This window comes from Arthrobacter sp. UYCu512 (assembly GCF_040547075.1).
Lineage (GTDB): Bacteria > Actinomycetota > Actinomycetes > Actinomycetales > Micrococcaceae > Arthrobacter.
On sequence record NZ_JBEPPA010000016.1, the window covers coordinates 50,307 to 66,922 of the forward strand.

Here is a 16,616-nt window from a genome sequence, read left to right on the forward strand (position 1 = left end):
GCCGGCAGTCCTCCGAACGCACAGCATTCGAAATGATGCAGACGCCTGCACTGTTGATCCGTGCCGGGGCAGCGAGGGCGAGAGGGTGCGAGGACGATGTCGGTAACCTGTGAGGACGGAGGTCGGCTGGATCGATGAAGTCGTACTCAACGAGGCCTGCTGCATCCGTGTGGAGGCCTAGCTGGTCACGAGGCGCAGCATGAGAGTTTGGAGACATCGGTGGTGAAGGACTGGGCGGCGATCTTGATTCCTTCGGCCATTGTGAGGTACGCGCTCCATAGGTTCGCCACCTGCTCCACAGTCATTCCAGCTTCCATGATGAAGACCCCGGCCGCGGCCAGGTCACCGGCGTCCTTGGCGACGGCGGTCATTCCCACGATCCGTCCGTTGTCCGCGTCGGCGACAATTTGGATGAAGCCTCGGGTGTCCCTGTTCACCAAGGCTCTGGGGACGAATGCCAGGGGAAGCACCCGGCATTCGCACCGGATACCGGCTGCGTCGACCTCACGGCCGGCGTTGTTGAAGGCGTTCTCCACCAACAGGGAGCCGTGGGCGGCTGCGACGTAGACGAATTCGGGGTGTCCGGTCCCTTCCCCGGCGGCCCAGATCCGTTCGTGGGAGCTGGCTAGGATGTTCTGCAAGAGGATTTCGCCCCGGTGCCCGGTTTTGCCGCCGACCGTGGCCAGGTTCAGTCCGTTCGTGACCGGCCGGCGTCCGGTGGCGACGAGCAGTCTGGCGGCCCGGAATTCCTGCTGCCCGCCTGAGACGATCGCGGTCGCGATGATCCCGCCGGTGGCCGGGTCCGTGCGCACCGAGGACACGGCCGCCCGGCGGACGACCCGGATACCTTCGTCGGCGAAGACGCCCATCAGGGCCTGGGAGGCGTCGGGTTCCTCGGCCGAGGCCAGACTCTGCTGCGTCGACAGTATGGAGGGACTCGTCTGCATACATGAGGACGGCAAATTGCGGCATTGACCTCGAAGCCGCCGCCGGTATCCTCGCTGTCGAGGCTTATCACGCCGGAATCATCAGAACCACCCTCTACGCTCGTGATCTGCAGGTACCAGCCCAAGCGATCTCCGACGCCCGGGACAGCCTCGATGGATCAACTGATCTCGATCAGGGTATTGGCACTAAAGACACCGCCAACCTTGTCCCGACCGACGCAAACGGCATCGCTTTCAGCCGCAGCCCGGGGCAGGTCCTGAACATCGCCTACCTCACCGCCAAAGCAGAAAGAGAAGGCGGGTTCTTCCCCAAGGGGGTAAACGGCGAGATCAACCGGAGCGCAGCCAGCGCCTGACCCACCCCACACCCATACAGAAACGGATGGACCACGGCAAGCGGGCACCCCGGGGGCTGCCCGCCGGCCGTGGTCGGGGCAGAAAGGCCCATGCGCCGGCGGGCCTCACCGGGCTGATCCGCTTCCCGCCAGGCACATGGTGCGCGGCTGACCCGTTGCGCCAAGGGCTAGAGATTCCCCAGTTCGGAGCCGGGCGTTGCCAGGTCCGCGCGGGCTTCGGTCTCCGCGGCAAGCTTGACCGTCCGCCGTTCCCGGCGGCGATCATTAAGCAGGCAGAGCCCGATGGCCGTGAAGAACAACACCAGCATGGGCACGGCAAGATAGAACATACTCGTGGCATCCGCGCCCGGCGCGGCCATGGCGGCAAACAGACACACGAGGAACACAGTGATCCGCCAGCTCTTGAGGAGTTGGGCGCCCTTGACCAGCCCGGCCAGGTTCAGGCCGAACAGGACCACAGGGAGCAGGAACGCGATGCCGAACGCGAGGAGCAGGCGCAGGACGAAGGACAGGTAGATCTGGGCGCTGATGAAGTTGGAGCCCCCGGCGGGAGTGAAATCCGTCAACACCCGCACGGCGTTCGGCAGCACGAGCCAGGCCAGGGCCACGCCGCCGAGGAACAGCGGCACGGCTGCCGCGACGAACGACAAGGCGAGCCGGCGTTCCTTCTTATGCAGGCCCGGCACGATGAACGCCCAGAGCTGGTAGAGCCAGACCGGACTGGCGAGGATCAGGCCCAGGAACACGGATACTTGGATCAACAGGTCGAAGGAGCTCGCCACGCCGTCGAAGTTCAGCGTGGCCTGCCGGCCCTCATGTTCGTTCAGATCCCGGATCGGCTTGATGAGCGCCGTAAGAAAGGGCTGGTATACGAGGAAGCCGACGACGGTCCCCAGCACGACGGCGACCGCAGCCTTGAAAAGCCGGTTCCGCAACTCCTTGAGGTGGTCCAAGAGCGCCATCCGCCCCTCAGGGTTGGATCGGCTGCTCTTACCGGCTGCCATGGTGTCTTAGGCGCGGGTCGGCGGCGGTACGTCGGTTCCGTCTCCGGTACGGCTTTCGACCCCCGTGGACTTCGGGTGGTTCACGGTCCGGCCCTCGACGGGTTCGGCGTCCGCGGCGTTCTTCTCAGGAGGGCCCTCCTCCTTCATCTCGCGGACTTCGGACTTGAAGATACGCATCGATTGGCCCAGGCTCCTGGCCATTCCCGGCAGCTTCGGTGCAGCAAAAAGCACCAGAACTAGAACGATGATGATGATCAGATGCCAGCCCTCAAGCCTCATGACGGAAGTCCTTTCCTGTCACTGAATTCTACGTCGAACTGAGTTCGGTGTCGCGTCGATACCGGACCGCCCGGCCCCCGGTCATGCGCACTCCTCAGACGGTGCAATCCCCGAGTTTCTGGCATCTGCTGTCGGTCATGGAGCCCGGGCACGGCGATACTTTGCTGCCGATCGGACGCTTAGCGATCCCCAAGACGGCCCAGCAATTCGTTAGCCCATCGTTGAACAGCCCTATAACAAGCGAGCGCATCCCAACAGAACTGTCCGAATGCGCGTTCCTGCCCTTGTTGTTGATGCTGGCCCCCATGAGGACACAGCCGTAGCATGCTCCCGGATCAGCCGCTTAATATGCCTCCCCATGGAGAAACCAAAAACCCGAGGCAGTTCAATTAGCCGGGACAGGTGATCTCCGATCTTGGCGCCAAGAGGCCATCATCCAGATCCTCCTCCAAGAATGACAACCCGGTGAGCGGAGCCCGAATTCGAGCAACCCGGCAAACTGGCTCGCGCAGCGAGTCCCTACGCGAAATTAATCATGGCCCCTGCGTGGACCTTTTGTGTGACCCCCCGATCATCATTGCGGCATACGCGGCAGCGTCCAATTGTTCATCGCTCAAGCCACGCCCTCTGGGCGAACTAGACCCCCTGCATGCCGCCTAGGCGGCATGCGCCCCCGAACACCCCGGCAGCTCCGGAACCAAAGACGAAGTCGCTCCGGACGTCACCCATTTCGGTCCGGCTCCCAGACCCCTGCTCCGAACTTGCGCCGAGTCCTGTGGACCGCCCCGGCCAACATCTGCCCCTGTACCCTGAAGACGGCTGATCTCCCCCGAACCCGGCGCGCAGGCCGTTCGGCGGCGGCTGACCAAGCTGTCGGATGTCGAGAAATGCCCGTGACGCCGCCGGGATCATCCACGATCCGACCCTGGTCCGGCTTCCCCGCCTGCGCATGCTCTGCGCGGACTGCTTGGTGACGCCCTGCGCGCTGAGAACGAGAACCCCTGACCCATCCCAGCCGCACCCGAAGCCAGACCACGTTTAGCGAGCTCTCGCGGATGATGGGGGCACGCCATTTCGCGAGCACTATTCGTGAGTCTCGACGGGCTCTGGCGTAGAGGCCGGTCGGAGCGCATAATCGTCACGTGCTGACCTTGACCCTCGTCAGCACGGGATGGGTATGCGAGGGCGCTTCGTGGGCGGACAGGGTGAGTGGATTGTCAACAAGCCAGGCACTGGACGATGTGGTCAAGGTCGCGAGGGAGCACGCCGAGAGGGTGGACACCGACGGGGTATATCCTCTTGAAGCGGTCGCAGAGTTGCGGGCCGGCGGACTCCTGGGACTGGTGCTGCCGGTCGAGGTTGGCGGTGCCGGTGCCGGGCCGGAGGTATTCACCGAGACGGTCAGTGCTCTGGCAGAGGCGTGCGGTTCAACAGCCATGATCTATCTGATGCATGCCGCCGCCGCAGTTACGATTGCGGCCGCGCCGCCCCCTGATCTGCCGGACCTGCTTGCAGGGATGGCGCGCGGGACGACGCTGGGCACCCTCGCCTTCAGTGAGCGGGGATCCCGGTCGCATTTTTGGGCCCCCGTGTCGATCGCTACCGCCAGCGGGTCGACTGTCGTGTTGCGCGCTGACAAGAGTTGGGTGACTTCGGCCGCTCACGCCGATGTCTATGTGGTCTCGACCGGCACGCCCTCGGGCGTGCCGGGTGAGGTGGATCTGTACGCCCTTCCCGCCGGCACGCAGGGTGTGGACGTCGCCGGTCCCTGGCGGGGGCTCGGGCTGCGCGGCAACGACTCCGCACCGATGACTATCAACGCTGGCATTCCGGTCGGGTACCGACTGGGCGGGCCGGCGACGGGCTTCGCGCGCATGATGGAGACGGTGCTGCCGTGGTTCAACCTCGGCAACGCGGCGGTCTCGCTGGGTCTGGCATCTGCCGCTACCCGGGCCGCTGTCGAACACGTTGGAGTTTCCCGACTCGAACATCTGGGCCATTCACTGGCTGGGTTGCCAACGATCCGGGCCCAGATCGCCCGAATGGCCATCAGCCTGGCAGTGCAGCGTGCTTATTTGGCCCAAGCAGCCGGCACCGTCGCGTCTCCCGGGGAAGACACGCTGCTGCATGTCCTCGGGGTCAAAGCCTCGGCCAATGATGCTGCACTCGAAATCACCGACGCGGCAATGCGGGTCTGCGGGGGTGCGGCGTTCTCCAAGCACCTGCCCATCGAGCGGGCCTTCCGTGATGCGCGGGCGGGCTCGGTCATGGCGCCGACGGCGGATGCGCTCTACGACTTCTATGGTAGGGCCCTCACTGGCCTGCCGCTGTTCTCAGGAGGCTGAACCATGTCCGAGCAGTTACTGGTGGGCGCTGTGGCCTACACCCCGAACGTAGTGCCCATCTGGGAAGGCATCCGCGAATACTTCAAGGACTCGCCGGCACCGATGGACTTTGTCTTGTTCTCCAACTATGGACGCCAGGTCCAGGCGCTGCGCGCCGGACAGGTCGACATCATCTGGAACACCAATCTGGCCTATGTGCGTACGGTCATGCAGACCGGGGGGCGGGCCCGCGCCCTGGCGATGCGCGACACCGACACACGGTTCGCGACCGTGTTCGTCGCCCGCGCCGGTAGCGGACTCTCCGGCCCGGACGCCCTCGCCGGTCAGCGGCTGGCCTTGGGGTCCGCGGACTCGGCCCAGGCCGCCATTCTGCCGCTGTACTATCTGGCCCGGGCAGGCCTGGACCTCACCTTGCTGGAGGTGACGCGGTTCAATAGTGACATCGGCAAGCACGGTGACACCGGGCGCAGCGAGCTGGACGCCATCGACGCCGTGCTCGCCGGCGAAGCCGACGTCGCGGCCATCGGAATCACCACCTGGGAAGGCATCGGCGGCGCTGAACTGATGCCGGAGGCACTGGAGGCGGTCTGGCAGACCGAACCGTATTGCCATTGCATGTTCACCGCCTTAGACACCCTGCCCGCAGAACGCCACGAGCCATGGGTCAGCACGTTGCTGGCTATGGACTGGGAGCGGCCCGAACACCGACGGATCCTCGAGCTTGAGGGGTTGAGGCGCTGGGTCCGGCCCGAACTGGACGGCTACGCCGGGCTGTTCGCCGCCGTCGAGGAACAGGGGGTGACCAAGTGGTGGTGATCTTGGACCTGGTGCGTGTAGTGGGGTCCCTGGCCGAGGGCGCCACCGGCGCGGTGGCTGTTGGCTCCGCAAGCGAGTTTGACGTGGTCCAACGCTGGTGTGAACGAACGGGCAACACCCTCATCACGACGTCGTGGACTGACGTCGGGCCCGGCACCGTCATCGTGCGTCGCGGTCGGCTGCCCGACCCGGCATTGACGCTGGGACCGGACCGACTTCCCGGGGCCCGGCTCTGGCTGTATACGAATTTCCACTGCAACCTGGCCTGTGACTACTGCTGTGTCGCATCTTCACCCAAGGCCGAGCGCCGGGAGCTCGGCGTCGAACGGATCGCCCGCCTGGTCCGGGAGGGCGCAGACTGGGGCGTCCAGGAGGTCTATCTCACCGGCGGCGAACCGTTTCTGCTGCCTGACATTGCCCGGATAGTCACAGACTGCGTCCGGCTGCTTCCAACCACCTTGCTGACAAACGGCATGCTGTTCCGCGGGCCCGGGCTTCGTTCCTTGCAGGCGATGCCGAGGGAGCACTTCGCCCTGCAGATCAGCCTGGACTCCCCCACCCCGGAGATCCACGACGGTCACCGCGGCGCCGGCAGCTGGGCCCGCGCGGTGGCCGGCGTCGGCGTCGCGCTTAGCGAAGGTTTCCGAGTCCGGGTGGCTGCCACGATCGCTTCGCCCCACGCGACCGATCTCGCCGCCCTGCACGATTTTCTCGACGGGCTCGGCATCCCGCTGACCGACCAGGTCATTCGACCGGTCGCGCAGCAGGGTGCCGCCGACACCGGAGTGCAGTTCAGCCGCGAAACACTGGTCCCCGAAGTCACCGTCACCGCGGACGGGGTGTACTGGCATCCGGTCGCAGCGACAGATGACCACGCCCTGGTCAGCACACAGATCGAACCCCTGGGACCGGCGCTCAGCGAGGTCTACCGGCTCTTCGCCGAACACTGGGTTGCAGCAGGCGCCGCCGCCAAACTTTTCCCCTGCGCGTAGGACGGCCGCCAGTGTCCGAACCTGCTCAGCTGACCGAACTCAATCCGCGCGCGCTCGTGCACCCCGCGACCCACCCAACGCACGCCGACCGAAATGCTTTTCGGCTCGCCCAGGACACTCCTGAGGTCTAACATGAATCCATGAAGCCCAACGACGAGGTGCTTGTCGTTTATCTGTACGTCAGTTGCGGGGAATCGCCCGGCGGCCCCGTCCCCTTCAGCGGCACCCACATGAGGGAAAACAGCAAGGTCTCCGACCGTGTCTGATCTACCCGCGACCACAACGCCGGCCGGCCAGACCGCCGCCGAAGGAATCGACTCCGGGCGTTCCGCCCGAGCCGTCATCGCCGGACTGCGAATCGCCGTAGCCCTGTTGTGGATCCAAAACGTCAGTTGGAAGATCCCCCCCGACTTCGGCCGCAACGACCACACTGGTCTCTTCCAATTCACCAGCTACGCCCTCGAGCACCCGGTCTTCCCGCCTTTCTCCTGGCTGATCCAGTACGTTGTCTTACCGAACTTCACATTGTTCGGCTACGCCACACTGCTGGTCGAGTTCAGCCTCGGCGCGTTCCTCATCGTCGGCCTTCTCACCCGCTTCTGGGCAGCGATTGGCATCATCCAGACCCTGGCGATTACCCTGTCCGTCCTGAACGCACCCAACGAATGGCACTGGTCCTACTACCTCATGCTCGCCGTGCACGCCGTGCTGCTCGCCACGGCCGCCGGCAGATGCGCAGGGCTCGACGGCCTGCTCCGTCCGCACTGGCGCACCTCGTCAAACCGCCTGGCCAAGTGGGCGCTGAGGGCATCATGACCGGTCACCGCGATATCTCCCGGGCCCGGCTGGAACCGGAAACCCGACGACGTTCAGTGGCGCTCAGTGCCGTTACCGCGGCAAGTGCCGTCTTCGCACTCATCGACTACGACCCGCTCAAACTGGTGCCTGTCAATCCGGCACAGGCCGTGACCCTTCTCGTTCTTGCCCTCATCGCTTTAACCGGCACCTTGCTCCGGCTGCGCGCCCTGCTGTTCGGCGTCGGTGCAGTAATGATCGTCGTAGGTCTCCTCCGCCTCATCACGTACGGAGAGTGGTTCGAGCAGACAGCCGGCAGCGTCGGGACTGCAGCACTGCTGACCGGACTCGGCATGGCCTTCATCGGTATCATGCTCGCCGGTGACCAAACACCACCTGAGCGACGAGCAACGCCCACCGGGCCGGACTAGTAGCTGTGGCCGGCGGAGCCTTGAAAGTCCCGACGCGAGTCCCGCCATACGTGGACCGGCCAGGGACCGAACCACTTCGGCGTACCTGGACCCCGGGCCCCCCGGAGTCATCGACATGACCGGCCTCTACAGGTGCCGGGCCATCGAGCTTCCGGTGGTGTGCGCCCCATGGACGGTCAAGTCCACGGTGGCCGGGCCAGCTCTGGGCACAAGCAAGGTTTTGCTCGAAATGTCGGCACAGCTAGGGGCAGCAGCGGCCGCAGCTGCTGCCCGGCCCGTCAGCACTCTTCCCGGCTTCGAGGAACAGCAATGAGGCCAACGCTGCAGCTGCGGGTGGCGGTCTTCGCCAAGGAGTGCCGGCCTGGCCGGGTGAAGACCCGGTTGTCTCCGCCGTTGACGCCTGATCAGGCCGCCGACCTGGCACAACGCAGCCTCAGCAGGACCCTCGATACCATCAGGGTCTTGCCTGTAAGCGAACGGCTGCTGGTGATGGACGGGACACCGAGCGCCCGGGATGCCGCAGGATTCGCGGTTATGGCCCAGACCGGCGGCCCGCTAGATGAACGGCTCGCTGCAATCTGCGACGAAACCACCGGCCCGTTGCTGATAGTTGGCATGGACACACCCCAGATTTCAGCGGCGCATCTTGCCCCGCTACTCATGGACTGGTCTGCCGCGACTCCCCAACACGATGCCTGGCTGGGACCGGCCGAGGACGGCGGCTTCTGGGCGCTGGCCCTCCGCCGGCCTGAGGGCGCGCTGGTCCGTGGAGTGCCGATGTCCACGGATAAGACCGGATCGGAACAGCTCTCCCGGCTGGCGGCGGGCGGACTCTCAGTGGGGCTGCTAGCTGTTCTGAGGGACATGGACCGCATCAATGATGCACGGGAGATCGCCGCGGAAATCCCGGGCACCGAGTTCGCAGCCGCGGTGGCGGCCGCGATCGAAAAAATACTAGTCATGGGCCGCCGTGACAAGCCCGCGGACCGGGTTACATTCCCCGGGCCGGCCCAAGTGCAGCATCGAACGCCGGCGCCGGGTTCAGGCTCGCGGACACTTTGACGGCGAAGCAGGTACGCAGGAGAGCCCGCGTCCCTGCGGGGGTCGCGGAACGCTCCGGGCGTGTTGACCTTGCGCATCGGGTCGTGCGACTTATTCCGTGCCGTTGTCCTGCGCTTCGAGATGCATGGCCATGGCTTCAGCGGCCTGGTTCCAGCGTGCTGTCAGGGCCTGTCTGCTGAGCGGTTCGAACAGGCTGGTCAGTACTTTTTCGACTGCATCGTATGCGGCGTCTTTGGCCCGTTCCTGCGCCGCCGGGCTGTAGTATTTCATGCCCTTTGTTCGACGCCGCAGCCCAAAAGGATGCCCGGCTTGGTCACCCCAGGTCAATCCCCGGGAGTCCCTACCCTGCGCATCCCCGGTCCCTTACAGGGTTGTCCGGCGGGGCCGAGTTCAGCGCCCCCGACTTTGAAGCCCAGGGCAGGGCCGGCGAACCACTCATCGCTCCCAGCTCGCACCTGCGCCTGGCGCATCCCTCGCACAACAACGGGGTGCGGATGCTCCGCCGCGGGTACAACTACACGGACGACTCCGACGGGCCGGGTCACCTGGACGCCGGCCTCTTCTTCATCGCCTTCGTCAAGGATCCCCGCACCCACTACGTGCCCATGCAGCTCGCGATGGCCCGGAATGACACCTTGGCGGTGGAATACCTGGAACACACCGGCTCCGGGCTGTTCGCTGTCCCGCCGGGAGTCCAGCCCGGCGGGTAAGTCGGTGGGGGTCTCTTCGCGATCTGACGCAGCACCGCCTTCACCGATGCGCCTGCCTGACAACGCCCCGGCCCACTCCGCCCGGGCGCCGGGTCGCGGGTTCAACGCCGCCGGCAACGCGGAACCAGGAAGCGGAGGCGCGGGTTCCACGCCGCCGGCAACGCGGAACCAGGAAGCGGAGGCGCGGCGACGAGCAGCCGTCCGGCTGTTTCGGGGGCTTCCCCGGCGGGAGCAGGGTCTGGTTCGCCGCAGCCGGGGTCTCCTTCTGCTGTTTCGGGTGCGGGCACGGCGGGTTCCCCGTCGGCTGCGGCGTTGATGGTGTGCGGGGAGGAAACCCGGGCAAATATCGTCCGGATCCTGGCGATGTCATCCGCCCCCGGCACGACCGATTCCTGGGTCGACAATCTGTATACCTGCACCTATGCCCTGACTCAAGGGTCCTTCGTGCTGTCTGTGAAGGAAGCCGCGGACCCGGATGCTGCACACGCGTATGTTCGGGATCTGCAGCGGAGCACGGATGCGGCCGCCCCGATCGAGGGGCTGGCGAATCTGGGGTTCCCGGCCTTCCAAACGCCAACGTCCGCAGCCTTCGTTAAGGACAACTTCGTCCTGACGGTGGACGCGGCGGCCCTGCCGGAAACGCTGGGACCAAACCAGGTCACCCGCGCCGCATTCGCTTACCAGGTCGCCACCACGGTACTGGCCTGCTGGTCCGAATATGTCCTACACAACTGGCAGAAACAGAACCCCAGGGGTTTCCGGAGGTGTGTTTGAGCTGGTGGGTGCCCTGTTCCGAGGCGGAAAAGTATTTCTTTATCCCTCCCATCCGTGACGTGGAGCACAACGAACCGTTAGAGTCACCACCATGGGCGTGACCATCAGGGGAGCGTCCATTTCCGATGGAGGAAAAAGTCATGAAGAAATCCGCTTTCCTGATCGCCCCGGCCCTGGCCTTGGGCGCCCTCGCACTCTCCACCAGCCCGGCCCTCGCCGCGGACAACACGAACTATCAGGCGAACCTTGCCGCGATCAACGGCAGCAACGCCACAGGCACGGTGATGATCACCGTCAGTGGCGACCAGGCCACAGTGACCGAAAAAGTCTCCGGGCTAGCTGCCATGTTCAACGGCAGCCCCTACCCGCACGTCCAGCACATCCATATCGGTGCGAAGGGTACCTGCCCTGACATGTCCGCTGACACCAACAAAGACGGAGTGATTAGCACCACCGAAGGCGCCCCCGCTTACGGTGGCATCGGCACGACCCTGTCCACCAGCGGAGACACGAGCCCCGCAGCCGGTACCGACCTGAAGGTTGCCGGGATGGGTGCCTCCTACACCTATAACAGGACCTTCACCCTGGACGCCAAAACCGCTGATGCCCTCAAGGCCGGCACCGCCGTCGTCGTCGTCCACGGCCTGGACCCGGCCACCTTGTCCGACGCAGCGCAGAAGGCCCCCAGCGACCTCGTGCCCTCCCTGCCCCTGGCCGCCACGTCACCTGCCCTGTGCGGAACCCTGAAAGCCATGCCCGCAGGGGCCCCCGGCACCGGCATCACCACGCCCGCCCCTGCCGGCCCTGATCTCGGTCTGCTGGCCGCAGGTGGCGGCCTCGTCATGGCCGCCGGCGGCGCGTACGCAATCCGCCGCAAAATGGCAGCCTAGGGTCTGGGAAGACTCGGGGAACAAGCAGGGAACTGATGGGATCTGAAAACAGCCGCCGCCGTGGACGCTTCAGCGCGTCCGCGGTGGCCGCGCTGCTCCTGGCCGGCGGCATCACCACCATCGGGCTGGGACTCCACGCCGAACCACCCGCACCGGGGCCAACGACCAGCGTGTCCTTGCCGTCGCCGTCACCTGGCGCTGCCACTGCTGCGGCAGCACCCATTCCGGACCCGCTGACCGCACCGGCCCCGCCTAACCCGTCTTCCGTGGCTGTTCCGTCCGCGCCGGACACGGCTCTGCCCGCGTCCGCGCCGGATCGGGTTGAGGTCCCCTCCATCGGCGTGAACGCGGCCCTGACCCCTGTGGGCAAGCAGGCCAACGGGGAAGTTCAGACCCCGTCCGGGGAACCGGGCTCACCCGGTGGCTGGTACCAGGACTCGCCCACCCCGGGCCAGACGGGGTCCGCGGTCATCCTCGGCCACGTCAACACCACCAGCAGCGATGTGGGGCTGTTCTACCGGCTCCATGAGCTCACCCCGGGCCAGACCATCACCGTCACCCGCGCGGACCACACCGCCGCGGTCTTCACGGTGGACAAAGTCGATGTCTACCACAAATCAACTTTCCCGACCGTGGAGGTCTACCAGAACGCGGACCGGCCCGAAGTCCGGCTGATCACCTGCGGCGGGTACGACCCCACCACGCGGGAGTACCTGGACAACACCGTCGTCTACGCCCACCTGACCTCCAGCCACCCCGCCTGAATCCGGAACCACTGCCCCTGCTTCCACCAGGAGCGCCCGTCAGCTCCCTGAAAGGGAACAATCATGAAGGCGACAAAAATCCCTCAACGTCTTACCGTTGCCCTGATCGGCGCGGCCACCGTCATCGGTGCCAGCGCCTGCGGGACCACCCAAGGAGCGCCCAGCTCATCACCTGGGTCTCCGACGTCAATGCCTTCCTCGTCCGCTTCCATGGACCCCGGAATGGGAGCTTCGCCGATGACACCGTCAACGGGAGCCCCAAACGCGTCCACCGGGACGGCGGCTGACGTGACGATCCATATCAAGTCCTTTGCCTATACCGGCCCGGACAGCGTCCCGGCCGGGGCGAGCGTGACGGTGATGAACATGGACTCTCAAGCCCACACCGTCATCGCTGAGGACGGTTCCTTCGACGCGGTCGTCAAAGCCGGGACCAGCACCACTTTCACCGCCCCCGCCAAGGCAGGCACCTACGCCTACCACTGCACCTACCACTCCAACATGCAAGGAACCCTGACCGTCAAATGAGCCAGGACCACACCCCAACCCACGGCGCCCGAGCCCCGGAGCCGGGCCGCCGCGGCCTTGGCAGCGTTGCGGGTCTCGTCCTGCGGGTCCTTGCAGCGGCCGCTCTCTTTGTGGACGCCATCGTGCACGCCCGCCTAGCAACGGGCTACCAGTCCGCCGCCCCGGAAGGCTTCGGGGAGGGCAACCTCTTCCTCGCCGAAGCCGGCGCTGCGGCAGCAGCCGGACTCTACGTCCTGGCCCGTGGCAGCCGCCCCGCCTGGCTCCTTGCCCTACTCACTGCCGGCGGAGGGCTGGCCGTCCTGCTGCTCTACCGCTACATCGATGTTCCGGCGTTCGGGCCGTTCCCGGCCATGTATGAACCCGTCTGGTTTTTCGATAAGACCCTCACCGCCCTCGCCCAGGGCGCCGCGGCCCTCCTCGCCGCCACCGCCCTGATCCTGGACCGGCGATCCCGGCCGAAAACTGTCTCCGGTACGTCCGCCACCACCGGCAGAGACACTCCCTGACCCCGACAATTCCTGTTTAGTGGAGCACGTGGAGATAGAAAGTGCCATGCACTCCCTGGACCAATGTCCTGGAGGATACCGACATCCTCCTCAGCTTCCTTGCCAAGTACCTCGACAGAAAACGGAGAAGAAAAATGACCGGATCGAACACGTCAGAGCGCGCGCAGCAGTTGAAAGCGCTGCATGAGGCCCCGGAGATCCTGCGGGTTGTCAACGTCTGGGATGCCATCAGCGCGTCCACGGTCGCGGCGCTGCCGGAGACCAAGGCAATCGCGACCGCCGGCCACTCCATCGCCGCCGCGTACGGCTACGCGGACGGGACGATGCCCCTGGAGATGGCGCTGGCAGGGGTCAAAACAATCGTGGACGCCGTTGATCTTCCCGTCACGGCCGATCTTGATGATGGTTACGAGAACCCGGCCGAGACGATTCGCAGGGCTATCGCGCTCGGCGTCGTCGGCGCCAACGTGGAAGACCGGCTTCGGCCCTTCGATGAAGCCGTCGCCCGCGTGCACGCCGTCATGGCAGCTGCCCAGGCCGAGGGCATAGCCTTTCAGCTGAACGCCCGCACCGACGCGATCGCGAGGGGCGGTGACCGGCCTATCAAAGACAGCATCGATGACGCCATCACCCGGGGCCGCGCATACCTGGACGCCGGTGCCGCGCTGGTGTTCGTCCCGGGAGCACTGACCCGCGAGGTCATCGAGCCGCTGGTCGAGGGACTCGGGCGCGGAAAGCTATCAGTGATCGGCGCACCCGGTGCCCTGCCGGCAGCCGAGCTGCAGTTACTTGGGGTGGCCCGTGTCTCCTATGGCCCCTTCACCCAGCGTGTCGCCCTGCGCGCAATCCGCGACCTCGCCACCGATCTGTACTCGACCGGTGTCATTCCCGCCGACACCCCGCCCCTGAATTAGCTACACGACCACCCATCGGCTCGGCCGCATGAATCTGGTGCGTGTCATCGCAGCGCTTCATGCGGTCTACGCCGACCAAAGACCCGGTCATTCTGTGTCTCATGAACCCGCAACATACCCCGGTGTATCCCCGTGCCCGTCCCGGACCGGAAGTGCAAAGGCGAGTGGTTTTTCGGTCTGCGGTGAGCAGTCCTTAATTGGGCAAGAAGAACTCCAACGCGATACCGTCCGGGTCTTTGAAGTTCAGTGCCGTGCCATACGGGGCATCTACGGGTCCGCTGTGGATCACGCCGATGTTATCCAGATGCGCGGCCCATTCGAGGAGTTCCTCTGCGCTGGCCACGGAAAAACCCGCATGGTCCAGACCTGGATTGCGCTCACTGAAGCGGCCCTCCCCGGAAGCTGCGCGATGCTCTGTGAGTCCCAGTGACGCCCCTCCACCAAGATCGAATTTACTTCGAACAAACGGCCCATCGAGCATCGTCCCGGTGGGCGATGTACCCCATAGGCGGGAGTAGAAGGCGACGCTGACCTCGAGGTCGGTCACGGTAAGAGCGAGGTGGTCAATGGCAGGCGACGCGGGCATCAGGACTCCTAGTGGGGAAGGCGGGGAAGAGTCCGCCGAGGTATAAGCCCACATCGTCTCACAGGTCCTGCGGACGCCGCTTTCAACCCGGCGGACACAAATCCCCGCGACGCACCCCCGCCGCAACGGCTGCAGGTCGCTGATTTATGAGCGTCGGCCTTTGATGGGGCGCAGGTATCCAGCGAGTACGGATCTATCCTCTATTTCGTAGCCCCGATGGCCCCAGACAGAAGCGACCCTAACGCGGGATACTTTACATTTTCACATTCCCCGAACTTCAAGTCACACGTCCCCTAACGATCGCCCAAGTTCAGTGGGACCGTGCAGGCTTTCGCCACTCGTGGTTAGCGCCCGGGACGACATCGGCGGCCACCGCCGCCTGTGGCTCTGGATCGATCCTGCGGCCGAATTTCTCTTCCGCGGCAGTCTCGATGCCGGGGCTTTCAGTCGACTACTAACGAATTTCTTCTGGATCGAATTGAGCCTGGCTTCGTTTCTTGCGGCGGGACTGGTGGAGATAACGGTATATCTCGCTCGACACGCTGGGCGGTGAGCGTGGCGGGGTGGAAGCTCGATATGGCCGCGAGACGAGAGGCTGTGCCGAGTGCGTAAACCGTGGACAAGGAAACAGAACAACCGAGGCCGACGCTGCCTGCGAGCTGGTCAGGATGGCGAAGGAACGGGGGCGCTTAATTTGGCCGCGTTCGACCACAGGTGTGCCTAGGGGGCTTGGGTGCCCTTCAAGGTGGCCGCTACCCTGTTGCTGTCGGATTCGAAGCGGGAGAGCAGCCGCAATAGGTCGTGGCGGTCTTCCTCGTTCCAGTCGCTGAAATTACATCGATAAGGGTGTTGCCCGAATGCCGTAGCGCGGCGCCGGCCCGTTTCCCGGCCATGCGAGCCTGATCAGCGAGGCGCGCATATCCCTTGGGTCGTCTGATCTTCCAACCAGTCCTGCTTCTTGGAGGCGTGCGGTGATTGTGGAGATGTTGGAGGCGCCTGTGACCATTCGCTCTGCCAGGGCCGACGGGCGTTGGGGGCCGGAGTTGTTCAGGATGCTGAGCCGTGTCAGGGCTCCGGAGTCCAGTGCCGCGTATCGCAGTATGCCGTGTCGGCATTCCTTCATCGCGTGTTCGCGGGCGATCTCCACGGCGGCGTTCAGATCCTTCTCGACGGCGTCCGGGTGGTGGGCAGTGACTTCCAGGACGACGTCCGAGTGGCTCTTGATCATCATGGTCTCTTTCTCGGCGGATGTGCCGGGGCTCTCAACCAGCACAGGTTCCGGGATCCGGGTACGGCAGGGAAAGCGGAAAGCGGTGACTCCAGAGGGGTTGCCCAGCATTCTCTGATGGGGCGGGGCCGGCCGCAGTATTCGGCGGGCTGGATCGGCGGAAGCAATCTGCTTCAGATCCGCTGCCACAGTCGCCTCGTCAAGCGTTTCGGGAACGAAGGCGCAGGACGCTCCGGCGTCCAGGAAAGCCTTACAGCGTTCGATGGCGTCAGCACGGCCGACGGGCGCGTGTCCTGTCCGGAGGAACGCGTCCGTTCGGGCATGGAGGAGAGGACGAAATCGATCTCCTCGCGCTTCTTGGCCAGGAGGGGATCGCCCATCTGCTTCACGGTCTCCGCCAGCGGGCGCATCCGGTCCTCAATGTTGGACCCGACGACCCCTGCACCGATGGCCCACCGCAGGGTATCCCCCAGGTTGCCGTAGCCCGCTTCCAGATCGGGACTGACCGTCCCGGACCCTGGGCAGCATCTGCCAGGACGTAGCATAACGGATTGGTCACGGTATCTGGTGAACCCATCCGGGGCGGCGTGGATGCCGAAGTACTCCTGACAGACCAAGCCGGACCCGCTGGATTCATTGTCAGGACCGCACCGCTTACGGTGTGGCCGCGGGAACGGATACATCCACTG

22 protein-coding genes and 3 pseudogenes are annotated in these 16,616 nt (G+C 65.2%); 16 read left to right on the forward strand and 9 right to left on the reverse strand.

Annotation, left to right across the window (positions count from 1 at the left end):
• Positions 1–185: 185 nt before the first annotated feature.
• Positions 186–917: pseudogene (locus ABIB49_RS16010) on the reverse strand (oxidoreductase dimerization domain-containing protein); the annotation flags it as partial.
• Positions 918–949: 32 nt separating this feature from the next.
• Here ABIB49_RS16010 and ABIB49_RS16015 point away from each other — a divergent pair.
• Positions 950–1,303: a hypothetical protein gene (locus tag ABIB49_RS16015; protein ID WP_282468126.1), complete on the forward strand. Its 354-nt coding sequence runs from the start codon at positions 950–952 to the stop codon at positions 1,301–1,303.
• A gap of 167 nt (positions 1,304–1,470) precedes the next feature.
• On the opposite strand, the gene tatC is transcribed toward ABIB49_RS16015, so the two are convergent.
• Positions 1,471–2,265 carry a twin-arginine translocase subunit TatC gene (gene tatC / locus ABIB49_RS16020; RefSeq protein WP_282468164.1) on the reverse strand — a complete coding sequence of 265 codons (795 nt, stop codon included), beginning with the start codon at positions 2,263–2,265 and terminating at the stop codon, positions 1,471–1,473.
• A gap of 48 nt (positions 2,266–2,313) precedes the next feature.
• Positions 2,314–2,586, reverse strand: coding sequence for a Sec-independent protein translocase subunit TatA (gene tatA / locus ABIB49_RS16025; RefSeq protein WP_226774126.1), 273 nt, complete (start codon positions 2,584–2,586; stop codon positions 2,314–2,316).
• 1,214 nt (positions 2,587–3,800) lie between these two features.
• On the opposite strand from tatA, the gene fadE16 reads away from it, so the two are divergent.
• From fadE16 to ABIB49_RS16065, 8 genes are all read left to right on the forward strand, one after another.
• On the forward strand, positions 3,801–4,931 hold the full coding sequence (gene fadE16 / locus ABIB49_RS16030; protein WP_226774125.1) for an Rv1679 family acyl-CoA dehydrogenase: 1,131 nt from the start codon (positions 3,801–3,803) through the stop codon (positions 4,929–4,931).
• Positions 4,932–4,934: 3 nt separating this feature from the next.
• Positions 4,935–5,747, forward strand: a complete 813-nt coding sequence (locus ABIB49_RS16035; RefSeq protein ID WP_226774124.1) for an Rv1680 family SBP-like protein — start codon at positions 4,935–4,937, stop codon at positions 5,745–5,747.
• Entirely contained in the window at positions 5,738–6,739 is a 1,002-nt protein-coding gene (locus tag ABIB49_RS16040) for an Rv1681 family radical SAM protein (RefSeq protein WP_226774123.1), read from the forward strand. The genes ABIB49_RS16035 and ABIB49_RS16040 overlap by 10 nt, the downstream gene beginning before the upstream one ends.
• Before the next feature lie 140 nt (positions 6,740–6,879).
• Entirely contained in the window at positions 6,880–7,005 is a 126-nt protein-coding gene (locus ABIB49_RS16045) for a hypothetical protein (protein WP_256446664.1), read from the forward strand.
• Positions 6,998–7,555: a DoxX family protein gene (locus tag ABIB49_RS16050; RefSeq protein ID WP_354157351.1), complete on the forward strand. Its 558-nt coding sequence runs from the start codon at positions 6,998–7,000 to the stop codon at positions 7,553–7,555. The genes ABIB49_RS16045 and ABIB49_RS16050 overlap by 8 nt, the downstream gene beginning before the upstream one ends.
• Entirely contained in the window at positions 7,552–7,965 is a 414-nt protein-coding gene (locus ABIB49_RS16055; RefSeq protein WP_226774121.1) for an Rv1678 family membrane protein, read from the forward strand. Before ABIB49_RS16050 ends, ABIB49_RS16055 begins: the two co-directional genes overlap by 4 nt.
• Positions 7,966–8,080: 115 nt before the next feature.
• The gene (locus ABIB49_RS16060; RefSeq protein WP_282361037.1) at positions 8,081–8,278 is read left to right on the forward strand and encodes a hypothetical protein; all 198 of its coding nucleotides are present in this window, start codon (positions 8,081–8,083) and stop codon (positions 8,276–8,278) included.
• Positions 8,275–9,027 (forward strand): TIGR04282 family arsenosugar biosynthesis glycosyltransferase, encoded by a 753-nt coding sequence (locus ABIB49_RS16065; RefSeq protein ID WP_282361036.1) that lies wholly within the window; start codon positions 8,275–8,277, stop codon positions 9,025–9,027. Before ABIB49_RS16060 ends, ABIB49_RS16065 begins: the two co-directional genes overlap by 4 nt.
• A 90-nt stretch (positions 9,028–9,117) precedes the next feature.
• Here the strand turns inward: ABIB49_RS16065 and ABIB49_RS16070 are convergent, their stop codons facing one another.
• A complete protein-coding gene (locus tag ABIB49_RS16070; RefSeq protein ID WP_226774119.1) occupies positions 9,118–9,297 on the reverse strand; it encodes a hypothetical protein in 180 nt (59 codons plus the stop codon).
• 101 nt (positions 9,298–9,398) lie between these two features.
• On the opposite strand from ABIB49_RS16070, the pseudogene ABIB49_RS16075 reads away from it, so the two are divergent.
• Positions 9,399–9,737 (forward strand): annotated as a pseudogene (locus ABIB49_RS16075) (Dyp-type peroxidase); the annotation flags it as partial.
• A gap of 101 nt (positions 9,738–9,838) precedes the next feature.
• Here ABIB49_RS16075 and ABIB49_RS16080 read toward each other — a convergent pair.
• Positions 9,839–10,141 carry a hypothetical protein gene (locus tag ABIB49_RS16080; protein WP_226774118.1) on the reverse strand — a complete coding sequence of 101 codons (303 nt, stop codon included), beginning with the start codon at positions 10,139–10,141 and terminating at the stop codon, positions 9,839–9,841.
• A gap of 40 nt (positions 10,142–10,181) precedes the next feature.
• Here ABIB49_RS16080 and ABIB49_RS16085 point away from each other — a divergent pair, with 40 nt between their 5' ends.
• The 3 genes from ABIB49_RS16085 (at position 10,182) to ABIB49_RS16095 (ending at position 12,165) form a co-directional block, all read left to right on the forward strand.
• Positions 10,182–10,511, forward strand: a complete 330-nt coding sequence (locus ABIB49_RS16085; RefSeq protein WP_226774117.1) for a hypothetical protein — start codon at positions 10,182–10,184, stop codon at positions 10,509–10,511.
• Between the two features lie 140 nt (positions 10,512–10,651).
• Positions 10,652–11,401, forward strand: coding sequence for a hypothetical protein (locus ABIB49_RS16090; protein ID WP_226774116.1), 750 nt, complete (start codon positions 10,652–10,654; stop codon positions 11,399–11,401).
• 35 nt (positions 11,402–11,436) lie between these two features.
• Positions 11,437–12,165 carry a class F sortase gene (locus ABIB49_RS16095; RefSeq protein ID WP_226774115.1) on the forward strand — a complete coding sequence of 243 codons (729 nt, stop codon included), beginning with the start codon at positions 11,437–11,439 and terminating at the stop codon, positions 12,163–12,165.
• A gap of 83 nt (positions 12,166–12,248) precedes the next feature.
• Here ABIB49_RS16095 and ABIB49_RS16100 read toward each other — a convergent pair whose 3' ends face one another.
• Positions 12,249–12,470 carry a hypothetical protein gene (locus ABIB49_RS16100; protein WP_226774128.1) on the reverse strand — a complete coding sequence of 74 codons (222 nt, stop codon included), beginning with the start codon at positions 12,468–12,470 and terminating at the stop codon, positions 12,249–12,251.
• Here ABIB49_RS16100 and ABIB49_RS16105 point away from each other — a divergent pair.
• The 3 genes from ABIB49_RS16105 (at position 12,454) to ABIB49_RS16115 (ending at position 14,113) form a co-directional block, all read left to right on the forward strand.
• A complete protein-coding gene (locus ABIB49_RS16105) occupies positions 12,454–12,693 on the forward strand; it encodes a cupredoxin domain-containing protein (RefSeq protein ID WP_354157352.1) in 240 nt (79 codons plus the stop codon). The genes ABIB49_RS16100 and ABIB49_RS16105 overlap by 17 nt on opposite strands.
• A complete protein-coding gene (locus tag ABIB49_RS16110) occupies positions 12,690–13,199 on the forward strand; it encodes a hypothetical protein (RefSeq protein ID WP_226774113.1) in 510 nt (169 codons plus the stop codon). The genes ABIB49_RS16105 and ABIB49_RS16110 overlap by 4 nt, the downstream gene beginning before the upstream one ends.
• Before the next feature lie 134 nt (positions 13,200–13,333).
• Positions 13,334–14,113 (forward strand): isocitrate lyase/PEP mutase family protein, encoded by a 780-nt coding sequence (locus tag ABIB49_RS16115; RefSeq protein WP_226774112.1) that lies wholly within the window; start codon positions 13,334–13,336, stop codon positions 14,111–14,113.
• 193 nt (positions 14,114–14,306) lie between these two features.
• Here the strand turns inward: ABIB49_RS16115 and ABIB49_RS16120 are convergent, their stop codons facing one another.
• The 3 genes and pseudogenes from ABIB49_RS16120 to ABIB49_RS16130 all read right to left on the reverse strand — a co-directional run.
• Complete coding sequence (locus ABIB49_RS16120) at positions 14,307–14,699, reverse strand: VOC family protein (RefSeq protein ID WP_282361030.1); 393 nt, start codon at positions 14,697–14,699, stop codon at positions 14,307–14,309.
• Between the two features lie 832 nt (positions 14,700–15,531).
• Complete coding sequence (locus ABIB49_RS16125) at positions 15,532–15,930, reverse strand: MarR family transcriptional regulator (RefSeq protein WP_354157353.1); 399 nt, start codon at positions 15,928–15,930, stop codon at positions 15,532–15,534.
• A gap of 222 nt (positions 15,931–16,152) precedes the next feature.
• Positions 16,153–16,209 (reverse strand): annotated as a pseudogene (locus ABIB49_RS16130) (hypothetical protein); the annotation flags it as partial.
• Between the last annotated feature and the right edge of the window lie 407 nt (positions 16,210–16,616).